A 25,574-nucleotide genomic window follows, 5' to 3' on the forward strand; every position below is an offset into this window, starting at 1 on the left:
TCAACGGTCGCGGACTCTGCGTAGCGTTGAACAGGCGCAACGCGCTGACGGGTGCGGGCTGTACACGTGGGCGGTGCGCTTGTACGTGGTGGTGGCGTGACCGGTTCACGGGCCGTGCGTTGGGCGGGCGGAGTGCGGTGACTGTGATGGTCGTACGAGAGGAGCTGCGGCGTGAACGACGAGGTTCAGCAGCCGGAGTACGAGTTCGGGGCGGGCATTCTCCATGTGTTCGGGCGGCAGTTGAAGCTGTTCCGGGAGCGAGCGGGGATGGACCGCGCGAAGCTCGGGTCGCTGACCGGGTACTCGGCCTCGACGATCGCGTCGTTCGAGCAGGGGAGGCGTATTCCACCGCCGAAGTTCATCGACCGGGTCGATGAAGTGCTGGACGCGAGTGGGGTGTTGAGCGCGAGCAAGGAGGAGGTGGCTCGGGCTCAGTATCCGGCGTTCTTTCGGGATGCGGCCAAGTTGGAGGCCGAGGCAATTGAGCTGCATGTGTACGCGAACCAGGCGGTGCCTGGACTGTTGCAGACAGAAGAGTACGCGCGGGAGGTGTTCACCAACTGGCGGCCTCTGCTGCCCGAAGACGTGGTCGAGCAGAGGGTGACAGCACGCCTGGCCCGGCAGGAGATTTTCTCCCGCACGCAGGCGCCCACCATCAGCTTCGTCATCGAGGAGTCGATTCTGCGTAGGCCCCTGGGCGGGTGGGGCGTCATGCGAGGGCAGTTGGAGCAGATCCTGCTCCATGGCCAGCGGCGTAACGTGGAGATCCAGGTGATGCCGACCGAGCGGGATGAGCACGCCGGACTGGCTGGTCCGTTCACCTTGATCGAAACGAAGGAAGGACGGAGGATCGCGTACGTGGAGGCTCAGCAGGACAGTCGCCTCTACACGGCGCGGAAGCCCGTCCGGGAGATCGAGGAGCAGTACGGACTCCTTCGGGCTCAAGCGCTCACTCCGCGCGAGTCGCTGGCCTTCGTCGAGAAGTTGCTGGGAGAGAGATGAACGTCGAACAGCCTGTACCCGAGTGGGCTTGGTTCAAGAGCAGTTACAGCAGTGGGGCTGGCGGCGAATGCGTCGAGGTCGCCGCCCGCCCCGGCAGGGTCCACGTCCGCGACTCGAAGGACACGACCCGTGCCGCCCTGACCGTGGAACCCACGGCGTGGACCGTGTTCGTCGAGTTCGCGGCACTCTGACAGACGCAGGGCCCTCGGCAGGCGTGTGCTTGCCGAGGGCCCTGCGCATGTCCGCTTGTGGAGCGGCATCTTGACGGACCCAGCCCGCACGCCACGTCGCTCACATAACGAGCCCCAACTGTACTGACAAGTCCGGCCCTTGGAACGCGGAGTTACTGTAAGTTCCTGCTATGAAACCGGGCAAAGTGAACGAGAACCCTGAATCGCGCTTCTCCGCAGTGCTGCTGGCGGCAGCGAAGCTTCCGGGGGTGCGTATCAACAGGGAGGCGTACCTCCGCAGTGCGCTGGCTCGTCACTGTTCCGAGGACGACATCCGGAGAGCGGTAGAAGAGTCCCCGGCCGCGGCGGGCATCACTGTCGAGGTTCTCGACAAGGTGGCCAACGACTCCATCCGCTTCGAAACCGCCAAGGTCAGCGCTCTCTCCGCCGCTGCCGGGATACCCGGCATCCTCGCCCTTCCCGCCACAGTGCCCGCCGACGTGGCCCAGTACTTCGGCCACATGGTGCGTATCGCGCAGAAACTCGCCTACCTCTACAGCTGGCCCGACCTGTTCTCCGACGACGGCGATGACGTCGATGACGCGACCATGGGGGTGCTCACGCTGTTCTTCGGCGTGATGTTCGGAACCCAGTCGGCGAACGCCGCTGTGGGGAAGGTCGCCGGGATGATGGCGGAGCAGGTCGCCAAGAAGCTGCCCCAGAAGGCACTGACTCATGGGGTCGTCTACCCCATGGTGAAAAAAGTCGCGGGCTACCTCGGTGTCAGGATGACGACGCAGTCCTTCGCGACGACCGTCTCGAAGGCCATCCCTCTCGTAGGGGCCGTTGTCTCTGGCGGGCTCACTTTTGCGACCTACCGTCCCATGGCCAAGAGGCTCAAGAAGCACCTCTCCAGCTTGGAGCTGACGAAGCCGTCGCACCGAGTGATGGATGGGGAAGTCGTGGACGGCGAAGTCGTGGAAGACCACGGACCTTTCGCCACAGCACACGCTGAACAGCCCGGCGCAGACACCACTGCCATCAAGCCGGAGGAACCTCAGTCCTGACACCGCAAGCGCACTCCTGGATACCGAAGGGGCGGCCGATAACGAGAGGGGTCCAAATGGCCAGGGAGTTCAGCGTATTCTACGAACTGCTCATGGACTGGGTGTACGAGAAAGTCGGCGACCACCGCTACAAAGGCGCAAGTCTGGGGGAGTTCGCCGCGGAACACGCCCTTAGTGACGAAGTAGCCATGGACCTTCTTCGGTACGGCATGAGCGAAGGAGGTGTGGGTGACAGATGGGGCACTCCGGGAAGGCCGACCGTCAGTCTGACCTCGAAGGGGTTGGAGTTGGTGCTGCAGCGCCGTAAATGCCTGGCGCCCTCTGTTGAACGTAGCAAGGCCGCACGTCGTGCCGTGCTGCGCCAGGTCTGGCTAGACGGCGAGGCAGGTCTGCACTGGTCATATACGAAGGCCCTGGTAGGTACACCTGAAGCCCTGGTCGCGGGTTATGCACTGTCCGCGAGAGAAATTAACCGAGCCGCCGGATACCTTAAAGGAAAGGGCCTGATTGACGGCTACACGGGATCACTTGAAGGACCCGAGTCGGCTCGGATCACTACAGAAGGGCAGGACTGTATGGAAAACTACAACGGAGATCCCGACCTCTATGAGGGCCGGGGTCGTACGGGAGCCACCTACAACACTTACTTGCCGAACGCTCAGGGAGTAATTGTCGGCGAGCAGCAGAACTTCACTCAGAACAACACTGCCGGTGTCGACCCGAGCGCCTTTGTTCAACTGGCTGGTTACGTGGGTCAAATCAGTAGCACTCTGGGCCTGGCGGAGGCCGACTGTGAAGAACTGCAACGTGCTGCGGATGAGCTTCACGACGAATCGACGTCGTCGGCTCCGGAACCGGGCCGAATGCGGCAAATCACTGACCAGATTAAGGATCGCCTACTGGAGGCCGGCACCACCATGGCCGCGACGGTCGGCATTCAAATGGCGGAGCAAGCCCTCGCGACCCTGACGCAGTGAGCGGGCCCTGCGCACACCCGCAACGTCGTCAGCGCGCATGTAGGGCTCGGCGGGCCGAGTTGATGAGGTTGTGAGCGTCGGCCCCGTGCACCGCCGACTCGCTGAGTGTCTTCCAGACCTTCTTGTACAAGGCGATGTTGTCGGCGTCGTCCAGCCACAGTTCGGCGTGCCAGTCCTCGGCGACGACCAGCCGGTCATCGAGCACCCAGAAGCCGTTGGCAGGCACGATCTTGACTGACGCCGTGAAGGGGATGACACCCAGTTCGACCGTGTCCATGCCGATCATGCCGTTGAGGCGGTCGAGTTGGCTCGCAAGCACGGCGGGCGGGCAGATCAGCGACCGCAACGCGGCCTCCCACATCAACACGTGCAGCTTGCGGCCGGACCGGTACAGCCATTCCTGGCGCTGCACCCGGGAGCGGACGGCTTCCTCGATGTCGTCGGCTCCGCCCAGCAGCTCCGCATACCGCTGGATGACATGTCGGGCGTACTCCGGGGTCTGCATCAGTCCGGCGATCACCGACTCTTCCCAGATCCACATGTCGGAGGTGCGGTCGATCTCGGCGCTCAGCCCTTCGTGAAGGGGCTTGAAGCCGTTCGCCAGCGCTCGACGCCATGACCTGATGTGCGACTCGAACCCGGCCAGCCGGGCAGCGAGTTCGGGGTACACCCCCGGCTGCTCGGTCGCGTCGGCCCACGCCCGCAGGTCCTCGGGGGTGGCTGTCTGCCTGCCGTTCTCCAGCTTGCTGACCTTGGAGCCCGGCCAGCCGAGCCGCTGCGCGAGCTGCTGACCGGTGAGCCGACCACCGGGGCACGTGAAACGGAGTTCGCGCAGCCGCGCCCCCAACGCCGCCCGTGCCTGCTGGTAATCAGTGCTCACCGGTCACGCGCTATTCGGCGGTGGCCACCTGCGCGGCGAACTGGTCGCGCGGGATCGCGTGGTGCATCGCCGCGTCGCGCACCATTGCGTACCGCACGACCTCAGCCGGTTGGGTGATCAGCTCGATGTCGAGCAGGTTGTCCTCGTCATCGAAGTGCAGAAGGGCGACCAGCCGTGAATCGAAGATCCAGAAGTCCTCGGCGGGCAGTCCGGCCCGCGCGGCGTCCTCGCGCCACAGGTACCGGATGTCCTCGCCGAAGGTGGCGTTGTGTCGGGCGTAGTCGAGCAGGAACAGCTGTTCCGTGGTGGGCGGGTTGTCGGCGACGCGGACACGGCCGACCGTCTTACCGGCGCCCGTCTGGGCCTTGATGTTGACGAACCAGGGTTCGTCAGAGTCGCAGGGTGACGAGCCGGTGGCCAGGAATGCCTGAAAGTCGGGGTCCTGTCGGTCCGACGCATAACCGCGCCGCGTCTCTAACCGCCAGGCGGTGTGCTCGAAAGTCTCGAACAGACGGCGGAAGGTTGCCCGGTCCACGAGTTCCGGCACCCGCTCCATCTCCTTCGGTCCCCAGTTCACGAGCAGTTCGCGCGGCACGGCCACCGCTGCCTCGTCGACTCCGAAGTGCTGGAGCTGTGCGAGGTCTTCTGGGTCGGTGACGGGCGTGCCCTGAACGATGATCTCGCCGGTGCCTTCGTCCGTGTGCAGGGCGGGGCAACCGTCGACCTTGCTGTCCGTACCGGTGAAGCGCAACCGACGAACCATGGAAGCTCTCCCTTCCGTGGGGTGTTGATCCCATCAGCATGGTCGGGGGTCCGGGTCTGGCACTACGGGGTCAGGCAGCACTCAGGAGAAAACACCAGCAATCTCGGGCGCGCGGCGAGCAAATTCGAGAAAACAGCGTACCGCCAGTCAACGCCCCGCTTCTAGCGTGCTGCTCATGGCCTCGAAAGAACGGGACAACGTCGACCCACACGCGGCGGCGGAGACGTTGAGAGCGGCACTGTCCGATGTCGGGCTCGTCCTGCCCTCGCTGAGGGTCGACCCTGCCTCCCCCACGCTGCGGCTCATTGAGCTGGGACGGGTGCGCTCCGACGTGGCCGCCCGCCTGGCCGAAGCGATCCGGCGGGGGGTGACGCGTGGTGCCTGAGGAACAGCCGCCGGAGGGCGCGCTGGTCGTCGACACCGAGCGCGACAAGCTCGGCTACGTCATGGGTCACCTCGGACCGGTCGTGCAGCTTCGGCCGGTGACGGGCGGACGCGAGTGGGAGGTCGATCCTGCTCGTGTCCGCCGTGCAACGGACGAGGAGCGGCAGCAGACCATGCGGGAGCGAACCCGTGCTCTGAACTCGGCAAGCAGTGGCGGGGTCTTCTCATGACCACTCCGGACACCTCGACCATGTCTGCTGAATGGGCAACCGCCAGGGCTCCACCCAAGCCGCCCGCTCCAGCCAGGTCACCCATTAGCCCTCGCTGGAACGGGATCTGCAAGGCGCCCGCGCCGCACTTTCAGCCGGGACAGGCTGACAGGCGGGGCGGCTCGAACCGGTAAGACACGACCTGTCTCCGAAGGAGTAGTCCATGACCGCCACACTCGACCGCCCCCTGAGCACCCGCACACGGGACCCGAAGGAACTCCTCAACGTCGTTCAGCCCCGCATCAAGCACCTGACTATCAACGTGCTGGACGGCGACATGACCCTATGGGACCGCGAGGTGGCCCTGCTGCTGCGCGACCACACGATGGTCCGCGACATGGCCGAGCGGATCCTCGGCAACGCGGTCATGTACACCATCGGCTGCATGGAGCACCCGGAAGTCCACCTCGGGGTCGGCAAGCTCGTCGACATCGGCGTTCACCAGCTCATCCTCGACACGCCCGTGTGGTGGGCCCTCTGCGAGGCGTACAACGCGGGCCGCTACAAGCACCACGCACCGTTCATCGAGCGCCGCCGCGACGGGCTGTGCCTGCGCACCGCGGACTTCCTGAAGTCCATCGGCTTCGACATCGACGAGGAGCTGTGGGCGATCGACGGCACGGACTGCTCGCCGTGCGACAACAAGGTCCCTGACAGCCACTGAACAGTCCTACGCTGGCCCCTGTCCTCCTCGGTCCCCAGGAGGACAGGGGCCAGCCTTCACGAAGAGGAATCGACTTGCCCGCACAACACGACCTCGCCGCCGAGACGGAGCTGTGGGACACCTTCGCCGCTTCCGCCTTCAAGGAGGACGCGGAGCCGAGCTTCTGCTGGACCCAGTACGCCGGTCATGGACCCGGCCCGGAGCTACTGGGCGACCCGCGCTCCGTGCTGGAGATCGGCTGCGGCACCGGCCGCGCTCTCGCCCACCTCGCTCAGCACGGCATCGCCGCTCGGGGTGTTGATCTGTCTCCCGTCATGGTCAAGAAGACGACCTCGAAGTGGGGCGGGACGGGTGCGGAGTTCGTGTGCTCCGAGGTGCTGGAGTATCTGCGCGAGCACGAAGAGGAGTACGACGCGGTCTACTCGATCTTCGGGGCGGCCTGGTTCACCGACCCGGGCCGTCTCTTCCCCCTTGTCCGCCAACGGCTCGGGCCCGGCGGCGTGTTCGTGTTCTCGCAGCCGCCGGCCATTCCCGGCGCGTACGGGCCGCAGGGCATGTACAAGGGAGGCTTCGCCGGAAAGGCGATGTTCACCTACCGTTACAGCTACCGCTCAGCTGTCTGGGAGCGCCTGCTCACCCGTGCCGGGTTCGCCACGGCCGACGCGCGGGTCCTCGACGCTCCTCACCCTGGGCATATCGGGACGCTCCTGGTGCGCGCGGTCGCTCCGTGACGGACCCCAGTCAAAGGCTCACGGGCTCTGCGTAGTCGAACAGGAGCGATGCACTGACGGGTGTGGGCTGTACGCGTAAGTGGTGTGCTTGTACACGGTGTTGGGCGTGACCGGGCCCCGAGCCGTGCGTTGGGCGAGCGGAGTCCGGATGGCTGTGATGGTCGTAGGGGAGGAGCTGCAGCGTGGACGACGAGGTTCAGCAGGCGGGGTACGAAGCGGCGGCCCTGCTCAGACTGCTGGCCCGGTTCGCCGCCGAACCGCTGCCGCTGACTCTGCTCAACCACGCCGACATCAGCGCCGTACTGCCTCGTGCCCGAACCGAAACAGCCCTCAGAGCCCTCCTCGACCAGTCGCTGTCCGAACTGGTCGACGCCGCTGGCGCGAGCTGCGTACAGAGTCACGGCATCCTGCTCGACAGCGTCTCGGCGGCGACCCCCGCGGACCTGGTGCCCGCCCTCGATGCGACAGCCGTACGGCTGCTCGACGCGGCCGTGCCCGGCGTACCCGACGCGGGTCCGCACGATCCGCGACTGCGCCTGCTGGTACCTCACGCGCTGGCCCTGCTGAGTCACATCGACGGGACGTCCGCCGCCGACGCACTGGCCGTCGCGACGCGCCTTTCGGTCGCCCTGCACCGGACCGGTGACTACCTCTCCGCCTGGGAGACCGCCCGAAGCGCGGCGGATCTCGCACAGCGACTCCTCGGCGCGGACCACCGTACAGTCCTCGCCGCCCGGTCCAGGGCGGGGCGGGCACTGTTCCGGCTGGGCAGGTACGCCGAAGCCGAAGCGGTGCTCCGCGCGGTCCGAGACGCTCAGGAGCGCCTGTTCGGCGCCGACGACCCCGACACCGCGGACAGCGGCTATGGACTCCAACTCGTACTGGCGAACCTCGGCAGACGCGAGGAATCCGTCGCGCTGCTGCGCGACACCGTCGCCGGGCGGCGCTCGGCGCTGGGCCCCACGCATCCGCTGACCCTGCGGGCCCGCGGCAGCCTGCTGGAGATGCTCCCCGCCGCCGAAGTGGTCGCCGAGGAAGGCGGCACACTGCTCACGCTGCCGTCGGAATGCGATCAGTTCCTTGGCCCCGACCACACCGTGACACTGGGCGCCCGGCACAACCACGCGTGGGCGCTGTACCTCCTGGGCCGCTTCGACGAGGCCGACCGCGAGATCCGGCGGGTCGCCGAGTCGTACGTGCGGTGCTTCGGGCCCGAATACCCGATGGTGCTCGCCGCCCGGCAACTCCTCTCCCGGACCCGGGCCGCGCTCGGACACATGGAGGAGGGGATCGCGCTGATGACCGACGTCGTCGAGCGGCGGGAACGCGGCCTGGGCCCCGAACACCCCTTCACGGTCGCGAGCCGGCAACTGCTGGACGGCTACCGGTCGGGGCGATGGCGGCCGTAGTGCTTACGGCGGGACGGGAGCGGCCCGCATGGACGGTGCGTGACGGACGGTGCGCGAGGGTATACGGCACGGGGTCGATGGGGGTACGGATGTAGGGTGCTATGCGCAGGCCGTACGGGTGACGTTCAGTACGAGGGGGACGAAGAGTGCAGACGCCGCCGACCCGTCCAACCTGACCCCGGCCGGCGCCGAGAGCGTCGTTCCCGTCCGGTCACCGCGTGCCCGGCTCCGGCGCCGCCGCAGGCCAGGACAGCCCGCCCGCCGCACCGCCCACGCGTAGCCCTGAGCCCCGCCCACCTGTCGGCCCGGCGGTCTCGGGCCCCGGCGGCGTACCCCCGCACGACACCGAGTACGAGCAGCAGTACCGACCACCGTCAGGGAGAGCGAGACCCGCAATGGCCCAGCCGCCCCTCCTCCGCGATGTCATCGACATCAAAGAGAACATCTCCACCTCGGACTTCGTGCTGTCTCTCGCCGAGGCGACGACCCCCGAGGGCGCCCAGAACGCGCTCAAGGACTACGTCGTCACCGAGCGGCTGCTGGAGAACTTCGACGAGGCGCTGGCGCTCATCAAGTCCTCGCTGGACGGGCACCGTTCCAAGGCGGCCTACCTGCACGGTTCGTTCGGTTCCGGTAAGTCGCACTTCATGGCCGTGCTGTACGCGCTGCTCAGTGGCGATCCGTCCGCTCGTGCTCGTACCGAGTTCGACCCGGTGCTGACCAAGCACGAGTGGCTGACCACCGAGGGCAAGAGGTTCCTGCTCGTGCCGTACCACATGCTCGGCGCGAAAGCCCTCGAGCAGCGGGTGCTCGGCGGGTACGTCACGCACGTCAAGAAGCTGCACCCGGAGGCGCCGACCCCGCAGGTGTACCGGACCGACTCCCTCTTCGCCGACATCCGGGCCAACCGTGCCGCCTACGGTGACGAGGCGGTCATCCGTGGTCTGGGTGGCAGCGACGCGGACGACGGCGAAACGGACGAGTGGGGTGAGGGCTTCGCCTGGACCCCGCAGCTCCTCGACACCGCCCTCGCCGCCGAGGAGAACCACGAGGGGGGCACCCCGCTCAACCTCACCAATCCCTCCACCCCGGCCGAGCTGCGCGCGAAGCTGGTCAACGACGCCAGCACCAACCTCTTCCCCGGCTTCAGCAAGAATGCTGCCGAGAACGAGCACGGCTTCATCTCGCTGGACGCCGGTCTGTCCGTCATCGCCGAGCACGCCAAGTCGCTCGGCTACGACGGACTGATCCTGTTCCTGGACGAGTTGATCCTCTGGCTCGCGACCCTCATCCACGAGCAGAAGTTCGTGGCCCGCGAGGCCAGCAAGATCACGAACTTCGTGGAGGGCGGTGACGCCCGACGCGCCATCCCCGTCGTGTCGTTCATCGCCCGCCAGCGCGACCTGCGGGAACTCGTCGGCGAAGAGGTGTCCGGCGCGGCGGAAGCCTCCATCCAGGACACCCTGAACCTGGCCTCCGGCCGCTTCGACAAGATCACGCTGGAGGACCGCAACCTCCCGCAGATCGCTCACGCGCGCATCCTCAAGCCGAAGGACGCCGAGGCGGAACGGCTCGTCGACAAGGCCTTCGAGCAGACCAAGCGGGTCGGCACGCAGGTGTGGGACACCCTGCTCGGCTCGGAGAAGGGCACGACCGGCGCCGACGCGGAGTCGTTCCGGCTGACGTACCCGTTCTCGCCGGCGTTCATGGACACCCTCGTCCATATCTCGTCCGCGCTGCAGCGGTCCCGTACCGGTCTGAAGCTGATGGGCCAGCTCCTCGCCGACCACCGCAACGAGATCCGGCTCGGGCAGCTCATCCCGGTCGGCGACCTCTACCCGGTGATCGCGGCCGGCGGCGACAAGCCGTTCACCGACAGCCTGAAGGTCGTCTTCGAGGCCGCCGACAAGCTCTACAAGACCAAGCTGCGGCCCTACCTCCTCAGTTCGTACGACATCACCGAGGACGACGTCGAGCAGTACCTCAACCGGCCGGACGCCATCACCGACCCGCAACGCGCCAACCGCTGCCGCATGTTCGTCGGCGACAACCGGCTCGTGTGCACCCTGCTGCTGTCGGCGCTCGCGCCCAGCGTGCCCTCCCTGGCGGAGCTGACCATCCGTCGGCTCGGCGCGCTCAACCACGGGTCGGTCCTCGCGCCCATCCCGGGCGCCGAGGTCGGCATCATCAAGAACAAGGTCGCCGAGTGGGCGGCCCGGTTCCCCGAGATCAAGGAGACCGGCACCGACGCCAACCCCGGCGTACGGCTGGAGCTGTCCGGTGTCGACGTCGACTCCGTCATCGCCAACGCCCAGGTCAACGACAACCCCGGCAACCGGGTCGCCCTCGCCCGGCGGCTGCTGGCCGAGGAACTGGGCGTCGAGCACGGGCAGTTGAGTGACCAGCTCGGCTTCGTGTGGCGCGGCACCGCCCGCACCGCGGAGATCGTGTTCGGAAACGTCGCCGACGAGGACGAGCTGCCCGACCACGACCTGATGCCGCAGGAGGACGGTCGCTGGCGTATCGCCATCGATCTCCCCTTCGACGAGGGCGAGTGGGGCCCGGTCGAGGACGTCAACCGCATCCGGCGGCTGCGTGAGCGGCAGCAGGGCGAGCGGTCCCGTCTCGTCGCCTGGCTGCCCGCCCACCTGTCCGCGCAGCGCTTCGCCGACTTCCGGCGTCTCGTCGTCATCGACAAGGCCCTCGCCGACGAGCACCGCTTCGACACCCAGTACGCCGGCCACCTCAACGCCGACAACCGCAGCCGCGCCAAGGGTCTCCTCGAAACCCAGCGGGAGGCTCTGCTCAAGCAGGTCAAGGGCGCCTTCAAGCAGGCGTACGGGCTCGCGCAGAAGCAGGCCGCCGACGTCGTGCCCGACTTCGACGACCACCTCGTACCGCTGCCCGATGTCGACGGCCTCACCCTGTCCTTCGGGCAGAGCCTGTACGACGGCATCCGGCACATCGCGGGCAAGCTGCTCGCCCACCAGTACCCGGCGCACCCCGACCTCGACCCCGACGGCACCGGCACCGCCGTCAAATCCGCCGACACACGCAAGGTGTTCACCCATGTACGGGCCGCCGCCGAGGCGCGCGACGGGCGGGTGGAGGTCCCGGCCACCGACCGCAAGCTCATGCAGCGGATCGCGGGGCCCCTGCGGCTCGGGCAGCAGAAGGAGGCGTACTTCGAGCTGTCCCGCTACTGGGCCGACCACTTCCGCCAGCTCGCCAGCGCCAAGGGCGTCACCGGGGACCTGTCCCTGATCACTCTGACGGACTGGACGGACAAGCCCGACCCGCGCGGACTGCCCGACTTCCTCGCCCGGCTCGTCGTCGCCGCCTTCGCCGAGATGGACGACCGGGTGTGGGTGCGCGGCGGCACCGTACTCGATCCCGCGCTCGAACTGTCCGCGATCAAGGACCATGACGCGCTGCGCAGCCAGCCGCTGCCCGCCGAGTCCGAGTGGGACACGGCACGGCAGCGCTTCGAGACGGTCTTCGGGCAGAAGGCTCCTGCCCTGCGGCGCGGCCGGATGGTCAACCAGTTCGCCCGCCAGATCATCGAGGCCGCCCGCGCGCACCGGGACCATGCGGCGGACCTGGTGCACCAGTTGGAGGCCCACGCCTCCTTCCTCGGCCTCGACCAGACCGCCGACACCGGACGGCTCGCTCTCGCCCGCCGCTCCCTGCAACTGCTGGACGCGCTCACGGCGGAGGCCGGCAAGGGTGCGGCCGGGGCGAAGAAGACCGTGGAGGCCCTCGCCTCCTTCGACCTGGGCGAGACCAGCGCCGACCGGTACGGCACTTCCATCAAGCAGGCCCGCAGCGTCGCGGAGGCCGTCGCCTCCGCCCCCTGGAGCACCCTCGAACTCGCCGCCGGCCTTGGCCCCGAGGGCGCGGCACTGCTCGACTCGCTGCGCAACATCGCCCGCGACGACCAGCGCACCGCGGACCTGCGCGACGCGCTCGCCCGCACTCAGCGCGAGGTCGTGGCCCTGCTGAAGCGCAGCCAGGCCGCCGCCACTCCGCCGTCCCCTCCTGTCGCGCCGCAGCCCACGGCGGACGACCTCTCCCTGAACACACAGACCAGCGACCCGCGGATCCCCTTCACCCCCCAGGAAACGCCCTCCTCGGGGAGCGGCACCGCGCGGAAGTCCGGATTCCGCCGTACGACCGTGGCACGGGCCTCCGCCGACATCCAGGCGGAACTGTCCGAACTGGCCGCCCGCCACCCCGACGCGACCATCGAGATCACCTGGCAGGTCGTCGAATGACGGACACCGTCGCCGCCGCCCCGGGCGCCGTCCGGCTGAACACCGCGACCATCACCCAGTACCTGTCCTCGCAGTCGCACCTTGCCGCATCCCTGACGGGGGAGGACGGGCGGCGCCGGATCATCCTGTTGCGGTCCGCACCCCAGTGGGACGGTCCCGCCGAACCCGCCTGGGGCGAGGGCCGAACGGCCGGCATCGCGGTGGCGCCCTCACCGCTCGCCGTCCACGAGCTCGTCCTCGACCACCTTGCGGGCCGTCGCCCCGGCCCCGCCGTCCTGGTGGTCCTCACCGACCGCGAGCAGAACGAACTCGACCCGGCGATCGTCGCCCGCGTCCACAAGCAGCGGATCGACATGGTCGACAGCTGGGACGTCGTGCGGGAGGCGTTCGGCGCCCGGCAGATCGACCCGCGCCTGAAGGACGTCAACTGGGCCGCCGAAGCCCTGCTCGACGCCACCCCGCCCGGCGGTTGGCCGCCGGTCCCCGGCGGCTGGCTGTCCCGGCAGTACGCGCTCACCGCGCTCGCCCAGCGCCGCCTGCGCCTCGGCCGTTACGACACCGAGGGTGGTACGCGGCGCCACGGCGAGGACCGGCTCGACGCGCAGACGCTCCTGCACTGGTCGACCCGGCCCGGAGCCCCCGAGCGTCTGCTGGGCCTGCGTGGTCCCGAGCGTGCCGGGCTGACCGCCTTCCTCGGCGAGGAGGACCAGGCCGGTCTCGCCGGACGCGCTCTGCTCGCTCTCACCGCCGCCGAGCGCGGTGCGGACGCCGCCGCCTTCGGCCTCGTATGCGCGGCCCTGTGGCAGCATGCCGAGGCCGCCCCCGAGACGTATCAGGCCCGGGGCCGTGCGGAACGCTACTTCGGCGACCAGCCCCCAGCCGTCGGCGAACAACTCGATGCCCTGGTGGGCGTCTTCGGCCGGTCCGCCGAGGAGTACGTGAGCACGCTGCTGATGGCCGGACACCGGGGCGGCGGCGCCGACGCCGACCAGGCCCGCGAGGCGCGCCGCACCAGCGGCATCGTGCTCGACCGGGCCGCTGTGCTGGCCCGCCAGTTCGGTGCGGAGGCGGCCGCAGCGGCGAGCCCCGTCCTGCGCGGCGGACTGGAAGCCCGGTTCACCGCCGTCGGCCAGGCCCTCGCGGCGGGCGACACGGCCGCGGTCGCGGAGGCCGTCCGACGGCTCGCGGACCACAGGCTCGCCACCGATCCGGAGGAGTCCGCCCGCATCGAACGCGCCCGCATGGGGCAGCGTCTCGCCCGCTGGCTGGCCACCGACCCGTCCGCCGACGCACTCACCGTCGCCGACGCCATACAGCGGCACATCGCCGAGACCGGCTGGGCCGACCTCGCCTTGGAGCACATCGAGGCCGGCGGCGACCCGGACCCCGTACTCAAGGCCGCCTACGACACCCTCGGTACGCGCGTCAGGGACCGGCGGCGGCAGATCGACGCGTCCTTCGCGCGCTCGCTGGCCGGCTGGACGCAGGACGGCACCCGGCCCGGCGGCATGCTCACCGTCGAGACCTTCCTCGACCGTGTGGTCGGGCCCGTCGTCCGGCGCGGTGAGGAGCGGCGGGTGCTGTTGCTCGTGCTCGACGGCATGAGCGCGGCCATAGCGAACGAACTCGGCGAGGAACTGCGCCGCTCCTGGGCGGAGTTCGACCCGCTGGCCGAGGACACCCCGCGTCGGCGGGCGATGGCCGCCGCCCTCCCCACCGTGACGGCCGTGTCCCGGACCTCGCTCTTCGCGGGCACTCTGATGAAGGGCACCCAGGCCGACGAGAAGAGGCTCTTCCCCGCGCTGAAACTGTGGAGCGGGGCGCCGGCCGCCGTCTTCCACAAAGACGACCTGCGCACCGAGACCGCGGGCGACACCTTCGGCCCGGCCCTTACGGAAGCGCTCACCGACGGCCGGACCCATGTCGCCGTCGTCCTCAACGCCATCGACGACCGCCTCGCCAAGGAACAGAAACTCGGCGACGGAGCCTGGCGGGTCGACGACGTACCCGGTCTGCGCGACCTGCTCCGGGTGGCCGCGTTCCAGGGCATGGCGGTCATCGTCACCAGCGACCACGGCCATGTCGTCGACCGGCACGGAACGAAGGCCGACGCGGACACCGAGCCTGCGTCCGCGCGGCACCGCCTGCCCGGCGGCGGCCCGATCGGCGAACGGGAGATCGCCCTTTCCGGGCCGCGGGTGGTCTGGCCCGAGCCCGGCGCGTCCATCGTCGCGCTCTGGGACGCGGACTCCCGCTACACCGCCCTCAAGGCGGGCTACCACGGCGGGGTCTCCCTCGCCGAGTTCACCATCCCGGTGCTCGCCTTTTTGCCGTTCGGGGCGGAACCGCCCAAGGGATGGCGGGAGTTGGGAGACCAGCGGCCGGTCTGGTGGGCTCCGGAAGAGACGGGGAAGCCGGCATCGGACGAGCGTCCGGCTCAGCCCGCCGGCGCGGCTCCGAAGAAGGGGACGGCGAAACCCCGGAAGAAGCAACCCGAACCAGGGACGCTGCCCGACGCGCTCTTCGACGTAGCGCTGACTGCCGGAGCAGACGACGCCCTGCTCACGCCGACCGTCGTCTCCCGGACCGAGGCGCTCGTGACGGCGCTGCTCGACTCGGAGACGTATCAGGGGCAGCTCGACGGTCTGGCCCGCAAGCCGCAGCAGGAGCAGGTCCACAAGGCTCTCGCCGCGCTGCTCGACGCGGGCGGCACCCTGCCCGTGACCGCGCTCGCCCAGCGCGCGGGCATGCCCACCACCCGGGGCGACGGCTTCGCAGCGGTCCTGCGGCAGCTCCTCAACTACGACGGCGTACAGGTGCTGGAGACCCTGCCGGACGGGCGCACGCTACGGCTCCATGAGGCGTTGCTGCGCGAGCAGTTCGGCCTCCGAGCGCGCTGACAGCGTTCGGGGTGTCTCTGGCGTTCGTGGCCTGAGGCACCCCGCCGCCTCAGGCCACGAACGCCCGCAGCAGCTTCGCGAACGTCGTCAGCTCGTCGAGCAGCTCCCGCGGAAGCGGCTTCTCGTCGAAGTGGGCGATCCGGTTGCGGATGTCCTTCACTCGTTTCAGGCGGCCGATGAACTGTTCCCTGGGCATGTTGGGCCACTTCAGGGCTTCCCAGTTGGCGTCGGCGCGTTCGGCCAGCGATGTCTTCGTCTGGTCGCCGTCAAGGAGTTTCAGATAGTCGCCGAACATGAGGTCCGAGACCTGGCCGGTGCGGTGCTCGGCCTTCTTGTTCGTCTGGACGGCCTTGATGGTCTCCTCGTCCAGTGCCGCGCCCAGGCAGCGTCGCAGCAGAGACTCGATCTCCCCGACGATGAAGAAGGGCCGCGCCGCGCCCTCGAAGCGGTCCGTGACGTCCGCGGCGGTGACGATGCCCGAGAGACAGCCGTCGTCGCCTCGGACCAGGAGATACCCGTGCTCACGGATGACCGGCAGGGCGGAGAAGAACTCCTGGCGGGCGTCGGCGACCGGAAGAGAGTCCTTCTCCATCGCGTTGTCCAGCGTCGGCTGCTTGCCCGCCTCGTACATCTTGGCGACGGACCCCCAGGTGACCACCCCGTGGATCTGCGCCATGCCGGTGGTCACCGGGACCTGTGCGACGCCCTTCGTGCGCATCAGGAACGTGGTCTGCGACAGGGGCGTACCGGGACCGACGCACACCAGGCCGCGCCTCGCTGACGGGATGTCCCCGAGCAGCAGACGCTGCGGAAGTGCGGCCGAGGGAAGGGCTTCCTCCGTCTCGTCCTCCTCCGCGTCGGCGGGCGCGGCCTGTGTGGGGACGGACGCGATCGGTACCACATCGACGTTGCTGCGCTGGCCGCACACGGCGAAGTCCGGCAGCGTCGTCAGCCCGGCGTCCGTGAGTGCCTGCGAGATGCGGTGCACCGTCCGGTGGTCCCGGACTCTGACCTGAAACAGGTCGAGAATGTCCTGCACGGGGACGGTCCTGCCCTTGAGCGCGGCAAGGTCCTGCCCGCTCGGTGTCGTCGTCATCGGGCGTCGCCCTCCGCGAGGTCACGGAGCATGGTCCTCTTGCCCATGGCGGCGTGCACGAGATCCTGCAGCTGCTTGGAACGGTCGTTGTAGAACCGTTCGTAGTCGTTGTCGCGGAGCGCTTCCGGATCGATGAGGTGGGTGGCGAGTACGTCGTCGAACCACTCGGGGCGCATGTCGGAGGCCGCGACCATGGTGGACACATAGGACGACGGGGCCCCGGTCATGTCCATCGCCGCGCGGTAGGACAGAGGGGTCTTGTTCACGATGGAGTTCGTCGGCAGGCCCTGGCTGTTGCCCCGCCGGAACCATGCCTTGGGGAAGATCTGGCGGACATTCACGCTGTACTCGTCCAGCCTGCCGGGGCTGAGCGGGCTGTCCGTGTAGTGCCAGTCCACCGCACCCTGCTTGACCAGCAGGGCGTAGATGCCCTTGTAGGCGGCGCTGTTGCGGGTGGTGAGGCTGTCGAGGCGGTCGGCGAAGAAGAAGGCGTCCGTGACGGTGTCGGGCGCCCGGTCGTCCTGCGCGATCCAAGGAATGAGCTGCTCGACGTCACGGGTGAAGCGGGTCTCGGTGGAGCCGCCGTACATCTCGCCGAGGACCCCGCACCAGTACCACTGCTCAGTCTTGTCCTCCGCGCCCAGGCCATCCAGTGCCGTGTCGAGGATGGCGCGGACGGCCGCGAGCGGGACGAGCTGAGTCTTGTACGGAAGATCGTTCGGCCGGACGATGCACTGCCGTTCCAGGAAGTCGCCCACCCAGGCGAAGGCGTCGGCGAGTTTCGGCGCCAGCCGGACGAAGTCGGCCAGCGGGAGGTCCAGCAGATCCCGGCGCTTGCACGACACCGTCGCCCCCGTGCCCGCCTGCTTCCGCTCCCAGGTGCGTACCAGGGCGATGGCCTGCAGGAAGTCGATACTGCTCAGCCCGTTCTCGACGCTGCCGTCCGCACGGCCGAAGACTGGGTACTTGGCCGCCAGCCCCTGCTTGATCTCCCGCCATACTTCGGGGAGTTGGTAGTAATCCCCGGCCTGTTCCACGTACTCGCGGTCCCCGGCGTAGGTCGCGGTGAGCAGTTCGAAGACGTTCAGGGGCACACCGCCCGTGTTGACCCGCTCGAACACCGCGCAGACGGCGTCCATGGAGGTGGAGGCCGCCAGCCGGATCATCGGGACCTGGAAAGCACGGACCTGCTGGAGGACCGACTCGTCGAACTGGCCCCACAGATCCCAGTTCCGGTCTTCGTCCGCCTTGATGTAGGACTTCTTCCACTGGTTCACAAGCTGGGCGTCGAAGACGAGATGCAGAGGGAAGAGTCCGGCCGCGCACTCGCCCTCCGTGGTGCTCAGATCCAGCACCACCGTGCGGTTGAAGTCGGTGCGGAGCACCTTGTCCGCCGGGACGGACAGGATGGCCTCATCGCGGTCCGCGGACGGGCCGACGGCCTTCGCGATGTCGACGTAGTACCACCGCTCGATGGGCTTGCCACGGGCGTCCGCGGTTTCCACCGGGGCGTCCAGCCACAGGGCCTGGAAGAGGGAGGTGAGGCGCTGCTGCCCGTCCAGCAGAAGGAGGTCCGCGGCCGGATCCCCGTCCGGGCGGGCTCCGGTGAGCGTCCGGGAGCGGAATCGGGTGGCGCCGCCGGTCTGCAACGTCATCACCACGCCGAGCGGATAGTCCAGCGTCACCGTCGCGATGATGGCGCGGATCCGGTCGTCGTCCCATTTCCAGTTCCGCTGGAAGTCGGGCAACTGTAAGGACCCGGACGCCACATCCGCGAGTACGTCCTTCAGCTTCACATTGTCGAGCGCTGCCACGTTCGTCCCACTCCCACGCTGCGTATGTACGGAGAGTGATTCCAGCAGCGTCTCCGGGTGACCGTCAACCGGTTCAACGAAGTGGGCGTCTCGCCACGGTGCCGCTGGCAGCGCGGACCGACCGACGGCCGCCGTCCGGACCCCGTACGGGCGTGCCCGTGGAAATGGAAGACTGGTTGCCGTGAGCACCACCGGATCCCAGCGCCCCGCCCAGGTGAGCGCCGCCCGCCGCCGTACCGTCATCGACGCGCTGCGGCGCGGTGCCGTGCCCGACAGCGGACTCGACCTGCTGGCCACCGGACTCGACCGGTTCGAGGCGGCCCTGGACGCGGAACTGGACGCAGTGGCGTCCGGCGGGTCCGTGTTCAAGGCCGTGCGGGGTGAGTACGGGTCCGGCAAGACGTTCTTCACCCGCTGGCTGGGGGAGCGGGCCAAGCGCCGTAACTTCGCCGTGGCCGAGATCCAGGTCTCGGAGAACGAGACCCCGCTGCACCGGCTGGAGACGGTCTACCGGCGGCTCACCGAACGGCTCACCACCGCCAGTTTCCCGCCCAGCGCGCTGCGTCCCGTGGTCGACGCCTGGTTCTACGCCTTGGAGGAGGACGCCCTCGCGGCCGGCGTGACCGAGGAGGAGCTTGCGAGCGAGGTGGCGAAGCTGCTCGTCGCACGGCTCGCCGAGGTCTCCCGGCACGCCCCGTCGTTCGCCACCGCTCTGCGCGGCTACCGGGCAGCCCTCGCGGACGGCGACGAGGCGACCGCCGCGGCCGTCCTGGCGTGGCTCGGCGGCCAGCCGCACGTCGCGGCCTCCGCCCGCCGTGCCGCCGGGGTACGCGGCGACCTCGACCACTTCGGTGCGCTCGGGTTCCTGCAGGGGCTACTCACCGTGCTGCGCGACTCCGGGCACACCGGGCTGTTCGTCGTCCTCGACGAGGTGGAGACGCTGCAGCGGGTCCGGTCGGACGCCCGCGACAAGGCACTCAACGCGCTGCGGCAACTCATCGACGAGGTGCACTCGGGCCGCTTCCCCGGCCTCTATCTGGTCATCACGGGCACCCCGGCCTTCTACGACGGTCAGCAGGGCGTGCAGCGTCTGGCCCCGCTCGCTCAGCGGCTGGCCACCGACTTCACCACCGACCCGCGCTTCGACAACCCTCGCGCGGTGCAGATCAGGCTTCCCGGCTTCAACCAGGAGTCCCTGGTCGGACTCGGGCTCACCATCCGTGACTTGTACGCCGATGCCGCGGACATGCCCGAGCGCGTGCGGAAGGTCGTCGACGACGCGTATGTCGCCGACCTCGCGGTGGCCGTCGGCGGGGCGCTGGGCGGGAAGGTCGGGGTTGCTCCCCGGCTGTTCCTGAAGAAACTCGTCGGGGACGTGCTCGACCGCGTGGACCAGTTCGACGACTTCGACCCCCGGCAGCACTACCGGCTCACCGTCGCCGGCAGCGAACTCACCGACGTGGAGCGGAACTTGGCCGCCACGGTCTCCGGCGGCTCCGCGTCGGCCGATGACATCGACCTGGAGCTGTGATGGCGGACGCGGGACTCCCGGCCGGGAAAGCCCCGGGTGACGAGAACGCCGACGTACTGGACCGACTCGACCCCGTGGTCCTGCATCACATCGTCAACACCCTTGGCTGGCCCGATCTGCGTCCCCTGCAGCGGGCGGCGATCACGCCGCTCATGGAGGGACAGGACGCCGTACTGCTGGCGCCTACGGCGGGGGGCAAGACCGAGGCGGCCTGCTTCCCTCTGCTGTCGGCGATGACAGAGCAGAGGTGGACCGGAACGTCCGTGCTGTATCTGTGTCCGCTCAAGGCACTGCTCAACAACCTGGTCGTCCGCGTCGACTCCTACGCCCAGTGGCTGGGGCGAAGCGCCGCACTCTGGCACGGTGACACCAAGGAATCGCAACGGCAGCGCATCCGGGCCGAGGCGCCGGACATCCTGCTGACCACGCCCGAGTCGCTCGAAGCGATGCTGATCGGCGTCAAGACCGACCACGCCCGCCTGTTGGGGAGCGTGCGGGCCGTCGTCGTCGACGAAGTGCACGCGTTCGCAGGGGACGACCGGGGCTGGCACCTGCTCGCCGTGCTCGAACGGCTGGAGCGGGTCACCGGACGGCCCATCCAGCGCGTCGGGCTCTCGGCGACCGTCGGCAACCCGGCCGAGTTGCTGTCCTGGCTGCAAGGCGCGGGCGTCGGCAGTCGCTCTGGTCAGGTGGTCGCCCCTGGAGTGCACCTGCCGGCCACCGACGGCAGCGGACACGGCGACACAGCGAGTCCCGAGCCGTCCAGCAGGCCTGCGGGCGAAGTGGAACTCGACTACGTCGGCTCCCTCGACAATGCGGCCAAACTCATCGCGGCGCTGCACAGAGGAGAGAAGCGGCTCGTCTTCTGCGACTCGCGCCGCCAGGTCGAGGAGTTGGGCGCGGCGCTCCGCGCACGCGAGGTGACCGTCTTCCTGTCCCACGCCTCGCTCTCCGTCGATGAACGCACCCGATCCGAGCAGGCGTTCGCCGAGGCCCGCGACTGCGTCATCGTCTCCACCTCCACCCTCGAACTCGGCATCGACGTCGGCGACCTGGACCGCGTCATCCAGATCGACTCACCGGCCTCCGTCGCCTCGTTCCTGCAGCGCATTGGCCGCACCGGCCGGCGTTCCGGGACCGTACGCAACTGCCTGTTCCTCACCACCCACAAGGACACACTGCTGCAGGCGGCGGGCCTGTTGCTGCTGTGGTCGCGGGGCTGGGTGGAACCGGTCGTCCCCCCGCCAGAGCCGCGTCACCTGGTGGCCCAGCAACTGCTCGCCGTCACCCTGCAACAGCACAAGCTGGGCGATCAGTTGTGGGACCGGCAGTGGAACGGGCTGGCCCCCTTCGACAAGTCGGCTGCCCCCATCCTGTGTTTCCTCACCGAGGAGGGTTTCCTCGACACCGACGGAGGCATGTTGTTCGTCGGCCCCGAGGCGGAACGCCGTTTCGGCAAGCGGCACTTCATCGAGCTCACCGCTTCCTTCACCGCACCGCCGCAGTTCACCGTGCTGTCGGGGCGGACGGAGATCGGCCGTACCGATCCGAGCGTGCTCACCGAGGAACGTCCCGGGCCGCGACGGCTGCTGCTCGGCGGACGCAGCTGGCAGGTCACGTACATCGACTGGCTGCGCAAACGTGTTTTCGTCGAGCCTGCCGACGGCGGCGGCATCGCCAAGTGGATGAGCGGCGGCGTCGCCGGACTGTCGTACGCCCTGACGCGTGCCATGCGCGAAGTGCTGCTCGGTACGAACCCGCCCGTCTCCCTCACCCGGCGGGCTGAGGCATGCCTGGCCGAACAGCGTGACACCGACGCACCTGACACCGTCCATCCGGACAGCACGTTGATCACGCGCGTCGGTTCTGATGTCCGTTGGTGGACCTGGGCCGGTTACCGCGCCAACGCCACCCTGGCGGCCACCCTCCAGTCGGTCACCGACCCCCTGCAACGGCCCACCGACAGCTGGCTGCGCCTGCGCGAGAACCTCACCGCTGCCGACTGGCATGCGGCCCGCGAGTGCGTCGGCGAGAACCTCGTCCTGCCCGACGTGGACCCCCGGGCCGTACGCGGCCTGAAGTTCTCCGCCGCCCTCCCGGAACGCCTCGCCGTAGCCACGGTGGCGGCCCGCTTGGCCGACTTCGAGAGCGCCCGCTCGGTGCTCGGCGAGCCGGCGCGCTTTCAGTACGACGGCTGAATCAGAAATTCCCCGGGCCCCGGCCGAAGGCGCCGGCTCCGGGCGCGATCCAGGGCGAGCCCCGCCGTCCGGCCTCCGTGCCCTTCACGTCGCCGTACCGGGTCGCCGTACCAGCTACGCCCCCGCCCGAGCCAGCGTCTCCAAAGGGCCCACCAGGATCTCAGAGAAGGCCAGTTCCGCGGCCCCGATGAGCACCGCGTCGTCGCCGAGTTCCCCCACGCGCAGCCGCAGGTTTTCGCGGGAGGCCGTGAGGGCGAGGCGGTTGATTCGGCTGCGGATCTGGGCGGCCGAGCCCAGGAACACCTCGCGGAGGGTTCCGCCGAAGATGACCGTGCGGGGGTTGAGGAGATTGACCAGGTTGGCGACGCCGATGCCTAGCCAGTCGCCGACGTCGTGCAGGGCGGCGCGGGCGGTGATGTCGCCGCGGTCGGCCGCTTCTACGACGGCGCGTACGGCTTCCCGGCCGGTGGCCGACGGGTCGCGCCGCGCGGTCTCCAGCAGGGCGCGTTCGCCCGCCTCGGCTTCGAGGCAGCCGCGGGCCCCGCAGCCACAGGGCCTGCCACCCCGCGGGTTGACGACCATGTGCCCGATCTCGCCGCCGTATCCGCTGTCGCCGCCCAGCAGTTGGCCGGCGGTGATGACACCGCCGCCGATGCCGATGTCGCCATGCAGGTACACGAGGTCCTCGGAGCCGGTTCCGGCACCGCGCAGGTGCTCCGCGAGCGCACCGAGACTGGCCTCGTTTCCCACCGAGACGGGAAGGCCGAGGCCCAGCCGGCGCATGAGGTCCTCGCCGAACTCCTCGTCCTCCCAGCCCAGATGGGGAGCGGCGCGGACGAGGCCGTCGGGTCGGCGCACCATCCCGCGGACGGCGGCGGCCACGCCGACGCAGTAGGTTCCGTGCGGCGCCGTGCCCACCATCTCCAGCGCGGAGCCGGCGAGGACTTCGGCCACCTTGCCGGCGTCGCGACGGCCGGGGAGCACGGGGATCTCCCTGCGGTCGAGGAAGACCCCGCCCAGGCCGATGCGCGCGGCGGCCAGCCGGTCCACGCCCACGTCGAAGGCGAGGACGTACACGCGGTCGGACTCGGGCCGTACGACCAGGGACGGCCGGCCGGCCCTGCCGGTCTCACGTGGCAGTTCCTCACGGACCAGGCCGGCCGAGCCCAGCTCGCTCACCAGACCCAGGATGGTGCTGCGGTTGAGTCCCATACGCTCGGCCAGTACGGCCCGCGACATGGATCCGCCGATGTGCACATGACGGAGCAGGGTGCCGAGGTTGTGCCGGCGAATCTCCTCCTGCGAGGGACCGGCTTTCATGGAGCCACAGACCTCATCGTTGTACGGCCCGGCGACGGGACAGGGCATCCACGCCTGCGGCCACCAGCAGAACCGAACCCGTGACAGCGTACTTGACCCCTGAGCTGTACCCCATCAGGCCCATGCCGTTCTGGATGACCGCGACCACCATGCCGCCGAGCACGGCGTCAACTACCCTGCCCCGCCCGCCGAACAGGCTCGTTCCGCCGATCACGGCGGCGCCGACCGCCAGCAACAGCACGTTGCTGCCACCGGTGTTGGGGTCGACCGAGTTGCCCCGGGACGCGGCGATGATGCCGCCGACCGCGGCCAGGGACGAGCAGATGACGAACGCGGAGATCCGGATGGCTGACACGTTGATGCCGGCCCGCCGGGCCGCCTCGGCGTTGCCGCCCACCGCGTAGATGTGCAGGCCGAACGAGGTGCGCTGGAGCAGGAACGTACCGGCGACGAGCAGGACGGCGATGACCGGCACCACGATCGGCACGCCCTTGAGCGAGTCGACGATGACGTTGCGGCTGCGCTCCTGGTTGAGCAGGTGGACGGCGATCGCACCGAGCACCGCCATGCCGCCGATCCTGAACGCGAGCAGGGTGAGCGGGGCGGTGGCGAGCCCGCGCTGTCGGCGGTTGCGGTTCTTCCGGAGCTGGACCGCCGCGTACGCCCCGACGCTGACGGCGAGCAGGACCCAACCCAGCGCGGGGGAGAGGTTGTTGTTGGCGACGGCCAGGATCGTCTGGTCCCGGATGGAGATGTTGGTGCCTTCCTTCAGCAGCATCAGCACGATGCCCTGGAACCCCAGGAAGGCGGCCAGGGTGACCACGAAGGAGGGGATGCCGACCTTCGCCACCAGCACGCCGAGCAGCAGGCCGATGACCGTGCCGGTGAGGATCGCCGCGCCGACCGCGCCGTACCAGGGCCACCCGTTGTCGGTGAGCAGGATGGCCAGGACGGCGGCGCAGACCCCGCTGGCGTACCCCGCGGACAGGTCGATCTCACCGAGGAGGAGGACGAAGACCAGGCCCATGGCGATGGCGATGCTGCCCGCGCCCTGGGTCAGCAGGTTGGCGAAGTTCAGCTCGGACAGGAAGACCGGGCGCAGGGCGGCGAAGAACACGCACAGGACGATCAGGCCGAGTACAGCGGGGAGGGCGCCCAACTCGCCGCCCCGTACGCGGTCGACGTAGTTCCGGGCGACCGAGCGCAGACTTGCGGCCCCGGCCGCTCCGTTCTTCTTCGACGTACCGGGACTGCCCGGCAGCTCCGGCTTCTCGGGGGCGACTGCGGCGGTCATGCGGTGGCTCCGTTGCTGTGAGCGAGGCCGAGGTCCCCGCTGCGTCCTGAGGTGATGAGTTCGACGACCTGGGAGTGCGTCACGTCCGACGTGCTGACCTGGGCGGCCATCCGGCCCAGGTAGAGGGCGGCGATCCGGTCGGACACCGCGAAGACGTCGTTCATGTTGTGCGAGATCAGGACCACGGCGAGACCGTTGTCGGCCAGCCGCCGGACCAGTTCGAGGACTTGTGCCGTCTGGGCGACACCGAGCGCGGCGGTCGGCTCGTCCAGGACGACGACCTTGCTGTTCCACAGCACGGCCTTGGCGATGGCGACGGTCTGCCGCTGGCCGCCGGAGAGACTGGAGACCTGCTGGCGGATGGACTTGACGGTACGGACCGACAGCCCTTCGAGGGTCTGGGCGGCCATCTCCTCCATCGTCGCGTCGTCCAGGACGATTCCCCGGCGCTTCTCGCGGCCGAGGAACATGTTCTGCACGATGTCGAGGTTGTCGCAGAGCGCCAGGTCCTGGTACACGATCTCGACGCCCATGGCCGCCGCCTCACGCGGGCTGTGCACCTGGACCTGCTCACCTTCGAACCAGTACTCGCCGGCGTCGTACGGGTGGATCCCGCCGATGCACTTGACCAGGGTGGACTTGCCCGCGCCGTTGTCTCCGACGAGGGCGGTCACCTCTCCCGGGTGGACGTCGAAGGACACGTCGTGCAGTACCTGCACGGCGCCGAAGCTCTTGTCGATCCCGCGCAGGCGAAGGATCGGGGTCGCTTTCATGGAAGACGCTGTCATGGAAGACGGCTCCTTACGGTCGTGAGGGCGCGGGCCCCGGGGG

General features: G+C 69.1%; 20 protein-coding genes. 13 read left to right on the forward strand and 7 right to left on the reverse strand.

The features are described 5' to 3' along the window. The first annotated feature begins 171 nt into the window (after positions 1-171). From OHT21_RS33855 to OHT21_RS33870, 4 genes are all read left to right on the forward strand, one after another. The gene (locus OHT21_RS33855) at positions 172-1,002 is read left to right on the forward strand and encodes a helix-turn-helix domain-containing protein (RefSeq protein ID WP_328772060.1); all 831 of its coding nucleotides are present in this window, start codon (positions 172-174) and stop codon (positions 1,000-1,002) included. Continuing rightward, a complete protein-coding gene (locus OHT21_RS33860; protein ID WP_328772061.1) occupies positions 999-1,193 on the forward strand; it encodes a DUF397 domain-containing protein in 195 nt (64 codons plus the stop codon). The genes OHT21_RS33855 and OHT21_RS33860 overlap by 4 nt, the downstream gene beginning before the upstream one ends. Before the next feature lie 170 nt (positions 1,194-1,363). Continuing rightward, positions 1,364-2,239 (forward strand): hypothetical protein, encoded by an 876-nt coding sequence (locus OHT21_RS33865; RefSeq protein WP_328772062.1) that lies wholly within the window; start codon positions 1,364-1,366, stop codon positions 2,237-2,239. A gap of 56 nt (positions 2,240-2,295) precedes the next feature. Then, positions 2,296-3,216, forward strand: coding sequence for a hypothetical protein (locus tag OHT21_RS33870; protein WP_328772063.1), 921 nt, complete (start codon positions 2,296-2,298; stop codon positions 3,214-3,216). Positions 3,217-3,244: 28 nt separating this feature from the next. Here OHT21_RS33870 and OHT21_RS33875 read toward each other — a convergent pair whose 3' ends face one another. Further along, positions 3,245-4,096, reverse strand: a complete 852-nt coding sequence (locus tag OHT21_RS33875; RefSeq protein WP_328772064.1) for a helix-turn-helix domain-containing protein — start codon at positions 4,094-4,096, stop codon at positions 3,245-3,247. A gap of 10 nt (positions 4,097-4,106) precedes the next feature. Then, positions 4,107-4,859 carry a DUF6879 family protein gene (locus OHT21_RS33880; RefSeq protein WP_328772065.1) on the reverse strand — a complete coding sequence of 251 codons (753 nt, stop codon included), beginning with the start codon at positions 4,857-4,859 and terminating at the stop codon, positions 4,107-4,109. Between the two features lie 175 nt (positions 4,860-5,034). Between OHT21_RS33880 and OHT21_RS33885 the strand changes: the two genes are divergently transcribed. The 7 genes from OHT21_RS33885 (at position 5,035) to pglZ (ending at position 15,490) form a co-directional block, all read left to right on the forward strand. Continuing rightward, entirely contained in the window at positions 5,035-5,244 is a 210-nt protein-coding gene (locus tag OHT21_RS33885) for a hypothetical protein (RefSeq protein WP_328772066.1), read from the forward strand. After that, on the forward strand, positions 5,237-5,473 hold the full coding sequence (locus OHT21_RS33890; protein WP_328774470.1) for a hypothetical protein: 237 nt from the start codon (positions 5,237-5,239) through the stop codon (positions 5,471-5,473). Before OHT21_RS33885 ends, OHT21_RS33890 begins: the two co-directional genes overlap by 8 nt. A gap of 202 nt (positions 5,474-5,675) precedes the next feature. Beyond that, positions 5,676-6,176 (forward strand): hypothetical protein, encoded by a 501-nt coding sequence (locus OHT21_RS33895; RefSeq protein ID WP_328772067.1) that lies wholly within the window; start codon positions 5,676-5,678, stop codon positions 6,174-6,176. A gap of 74 nt (positions 6,177-6,250) precedes the next feature. Then, entirely contained in the window at positions 6,251-6,907 is a 657-nt protein-coding gene (locus OHT21_RS33900; RefSeq protein WP_328772068.1) for a class I SAM-dependent methyltransferase, read from the forward strand. Between the two features lie 182 nt (positions 6,908-7,089). Next, positions 7,090-8,316, forward strand: coding sequence for a tetratricopeptide repeat protein (locus OHT21_RS33905; protein WP_328772069.1), 1,227 nt, complete (start codon positions 7,090-7,092; stop codon positions 8,314-8,316). 395 nt (positions 8,317-8,711) lie between these two features. Beyond that, positions 8,712-12,590: a BREX-2 system ATPase PglY gene (gene pglY, locus OHT21_RS33910; protein ID WP_328772070.1), complete on the forward strand. Its 3,879-nt coding sequence runs from the start codon at positions 8,712-8,714 to the stop codon at positions 12,588-12,590. Beyond that, complete coding sequence (pglZ, locus tag OHT21_RS33915; RefSeq protein ID WP_328772071.1) at positions 12,587-15,490, forward strand: BREX-2 system phosphatase PglZ; 2,904 nt, start codon at positions 12,587-12,589, stop codon at positions 15,488-15,490. Before pglY ends, pglZ begins: the two co-directional genes overlap by 4 nt. Before the next feature lie 49 nt (positions 15,491-15,539). Here pglZ and OHT21_RS33920 read toward each other — a convergent pair whose 3' ends face one another. Further along, entirely contained in the window at positions 15,540-16,586 is a 1,047-nt protein-coding gene (locus OHT21_RS33920; protein WP_328772072.1) for a CBS domain-containing protein, read from the reverse strand. Further along, positions 16,583-18,400, reverse strand: a complete 1,818-nt coding sequence (locus tag OHT21_RS33925) for a GmrSD restriction endonuclease domain-containing protein (protein WP_328772073.1) — start codon at positions 18,398-18,400, stop codon at positions 16,583-16,585. The genes OHT21_RS33920 and OHT21_RS33925 overlap by 4 nt, the downstream gene beginning before the upstream one ends. Before the next feature lie 181 nt (positions 18,401-18,581). On the opposite strand from OHT21_RS33925, the gene brxD reads away from it, so the two are divergent. Continuing rightward, complete coding sequence (gene brxD, locus OHT21_RS33930; RefSeq protein WP_328772074.1) at positions 18,582-19,931, forward strand: BREX system ATP-binding protein BrxD; 1,350 nt, start codon at positions 18,582-18,584, stop codon at positions 19,929-19,931. Further along, on the forward strand, positions 19,931-22,129 hold the full coding sequence (locus OHT21_RS33935; RefSeq protein ID WP_328772075.1) for a DEAD/DEAH box helicase: 2,199 nt from the start codon (positions 19,931-19,933) through the stop codon (positions 22,127-22,129). Before brxD ends, OHT21_RS33935 begins: the two co-directional genes overlap by 1 nt. Before the next feature lie 114 nt (positions 22,130-22,243). On the opposite strand, the gene OHT21_RS33940 is transcribed toward OHT21_RS33935, so the two are convergent. From OHT21_RS33940 to OHT21_RS33950, 3 genes are read right to left on the reverse strand one after another with little or no spacing between them, the layout of a single operon-like run. Further along, positions 22,244-23,449, reverse strand: a complete 1,206-nt coding sequence (locus tag OHT21_RS33940) for an ROK family protein (RefSeq protein ID WP_328772076.1) — start codon at positions 23,447-23,449, stop codon at positions 22,244-22,246. A 13-nt stretch (positions 23,450-23,462) separates the two neighbouring features. Further along, positions 23,463-24,743, reverse strand: coding sequence for a sugar ABC transporter permease (locus OHT21_RS33945; protein ID WP_328772077.1), 1,281 nt, complete (start codon positions 24,741-24,743; stop codon positions 23,463-23,465). Then, the gene (locus OHT21_RS33950) at positions 24,740-25,516 is read right to left on the reverse strand and encodes an ATP-binding cassette domain-containing protein (protein ID WP_328774327.1); all 777 of its coding nucleotides are present in this window, start codon (positions 25,514-25,516) and stop codon (positions 24,740-24,742) included. Before OHT21_RS33950 ends, OHT21_RS33945 begins: the two co-directional genes overlap by 4 nt. Positions 25,517-25,574: the final 58 nt, after the last annotated feature.

The organism is Streptomyces sp. NBC_00286 (assembly GCF_036173125.1).
GTDB lineage: Bacteria > Actinomycetota > Actinomycetes > Streptomycetales > Streptomycetaceae > Streptomyces.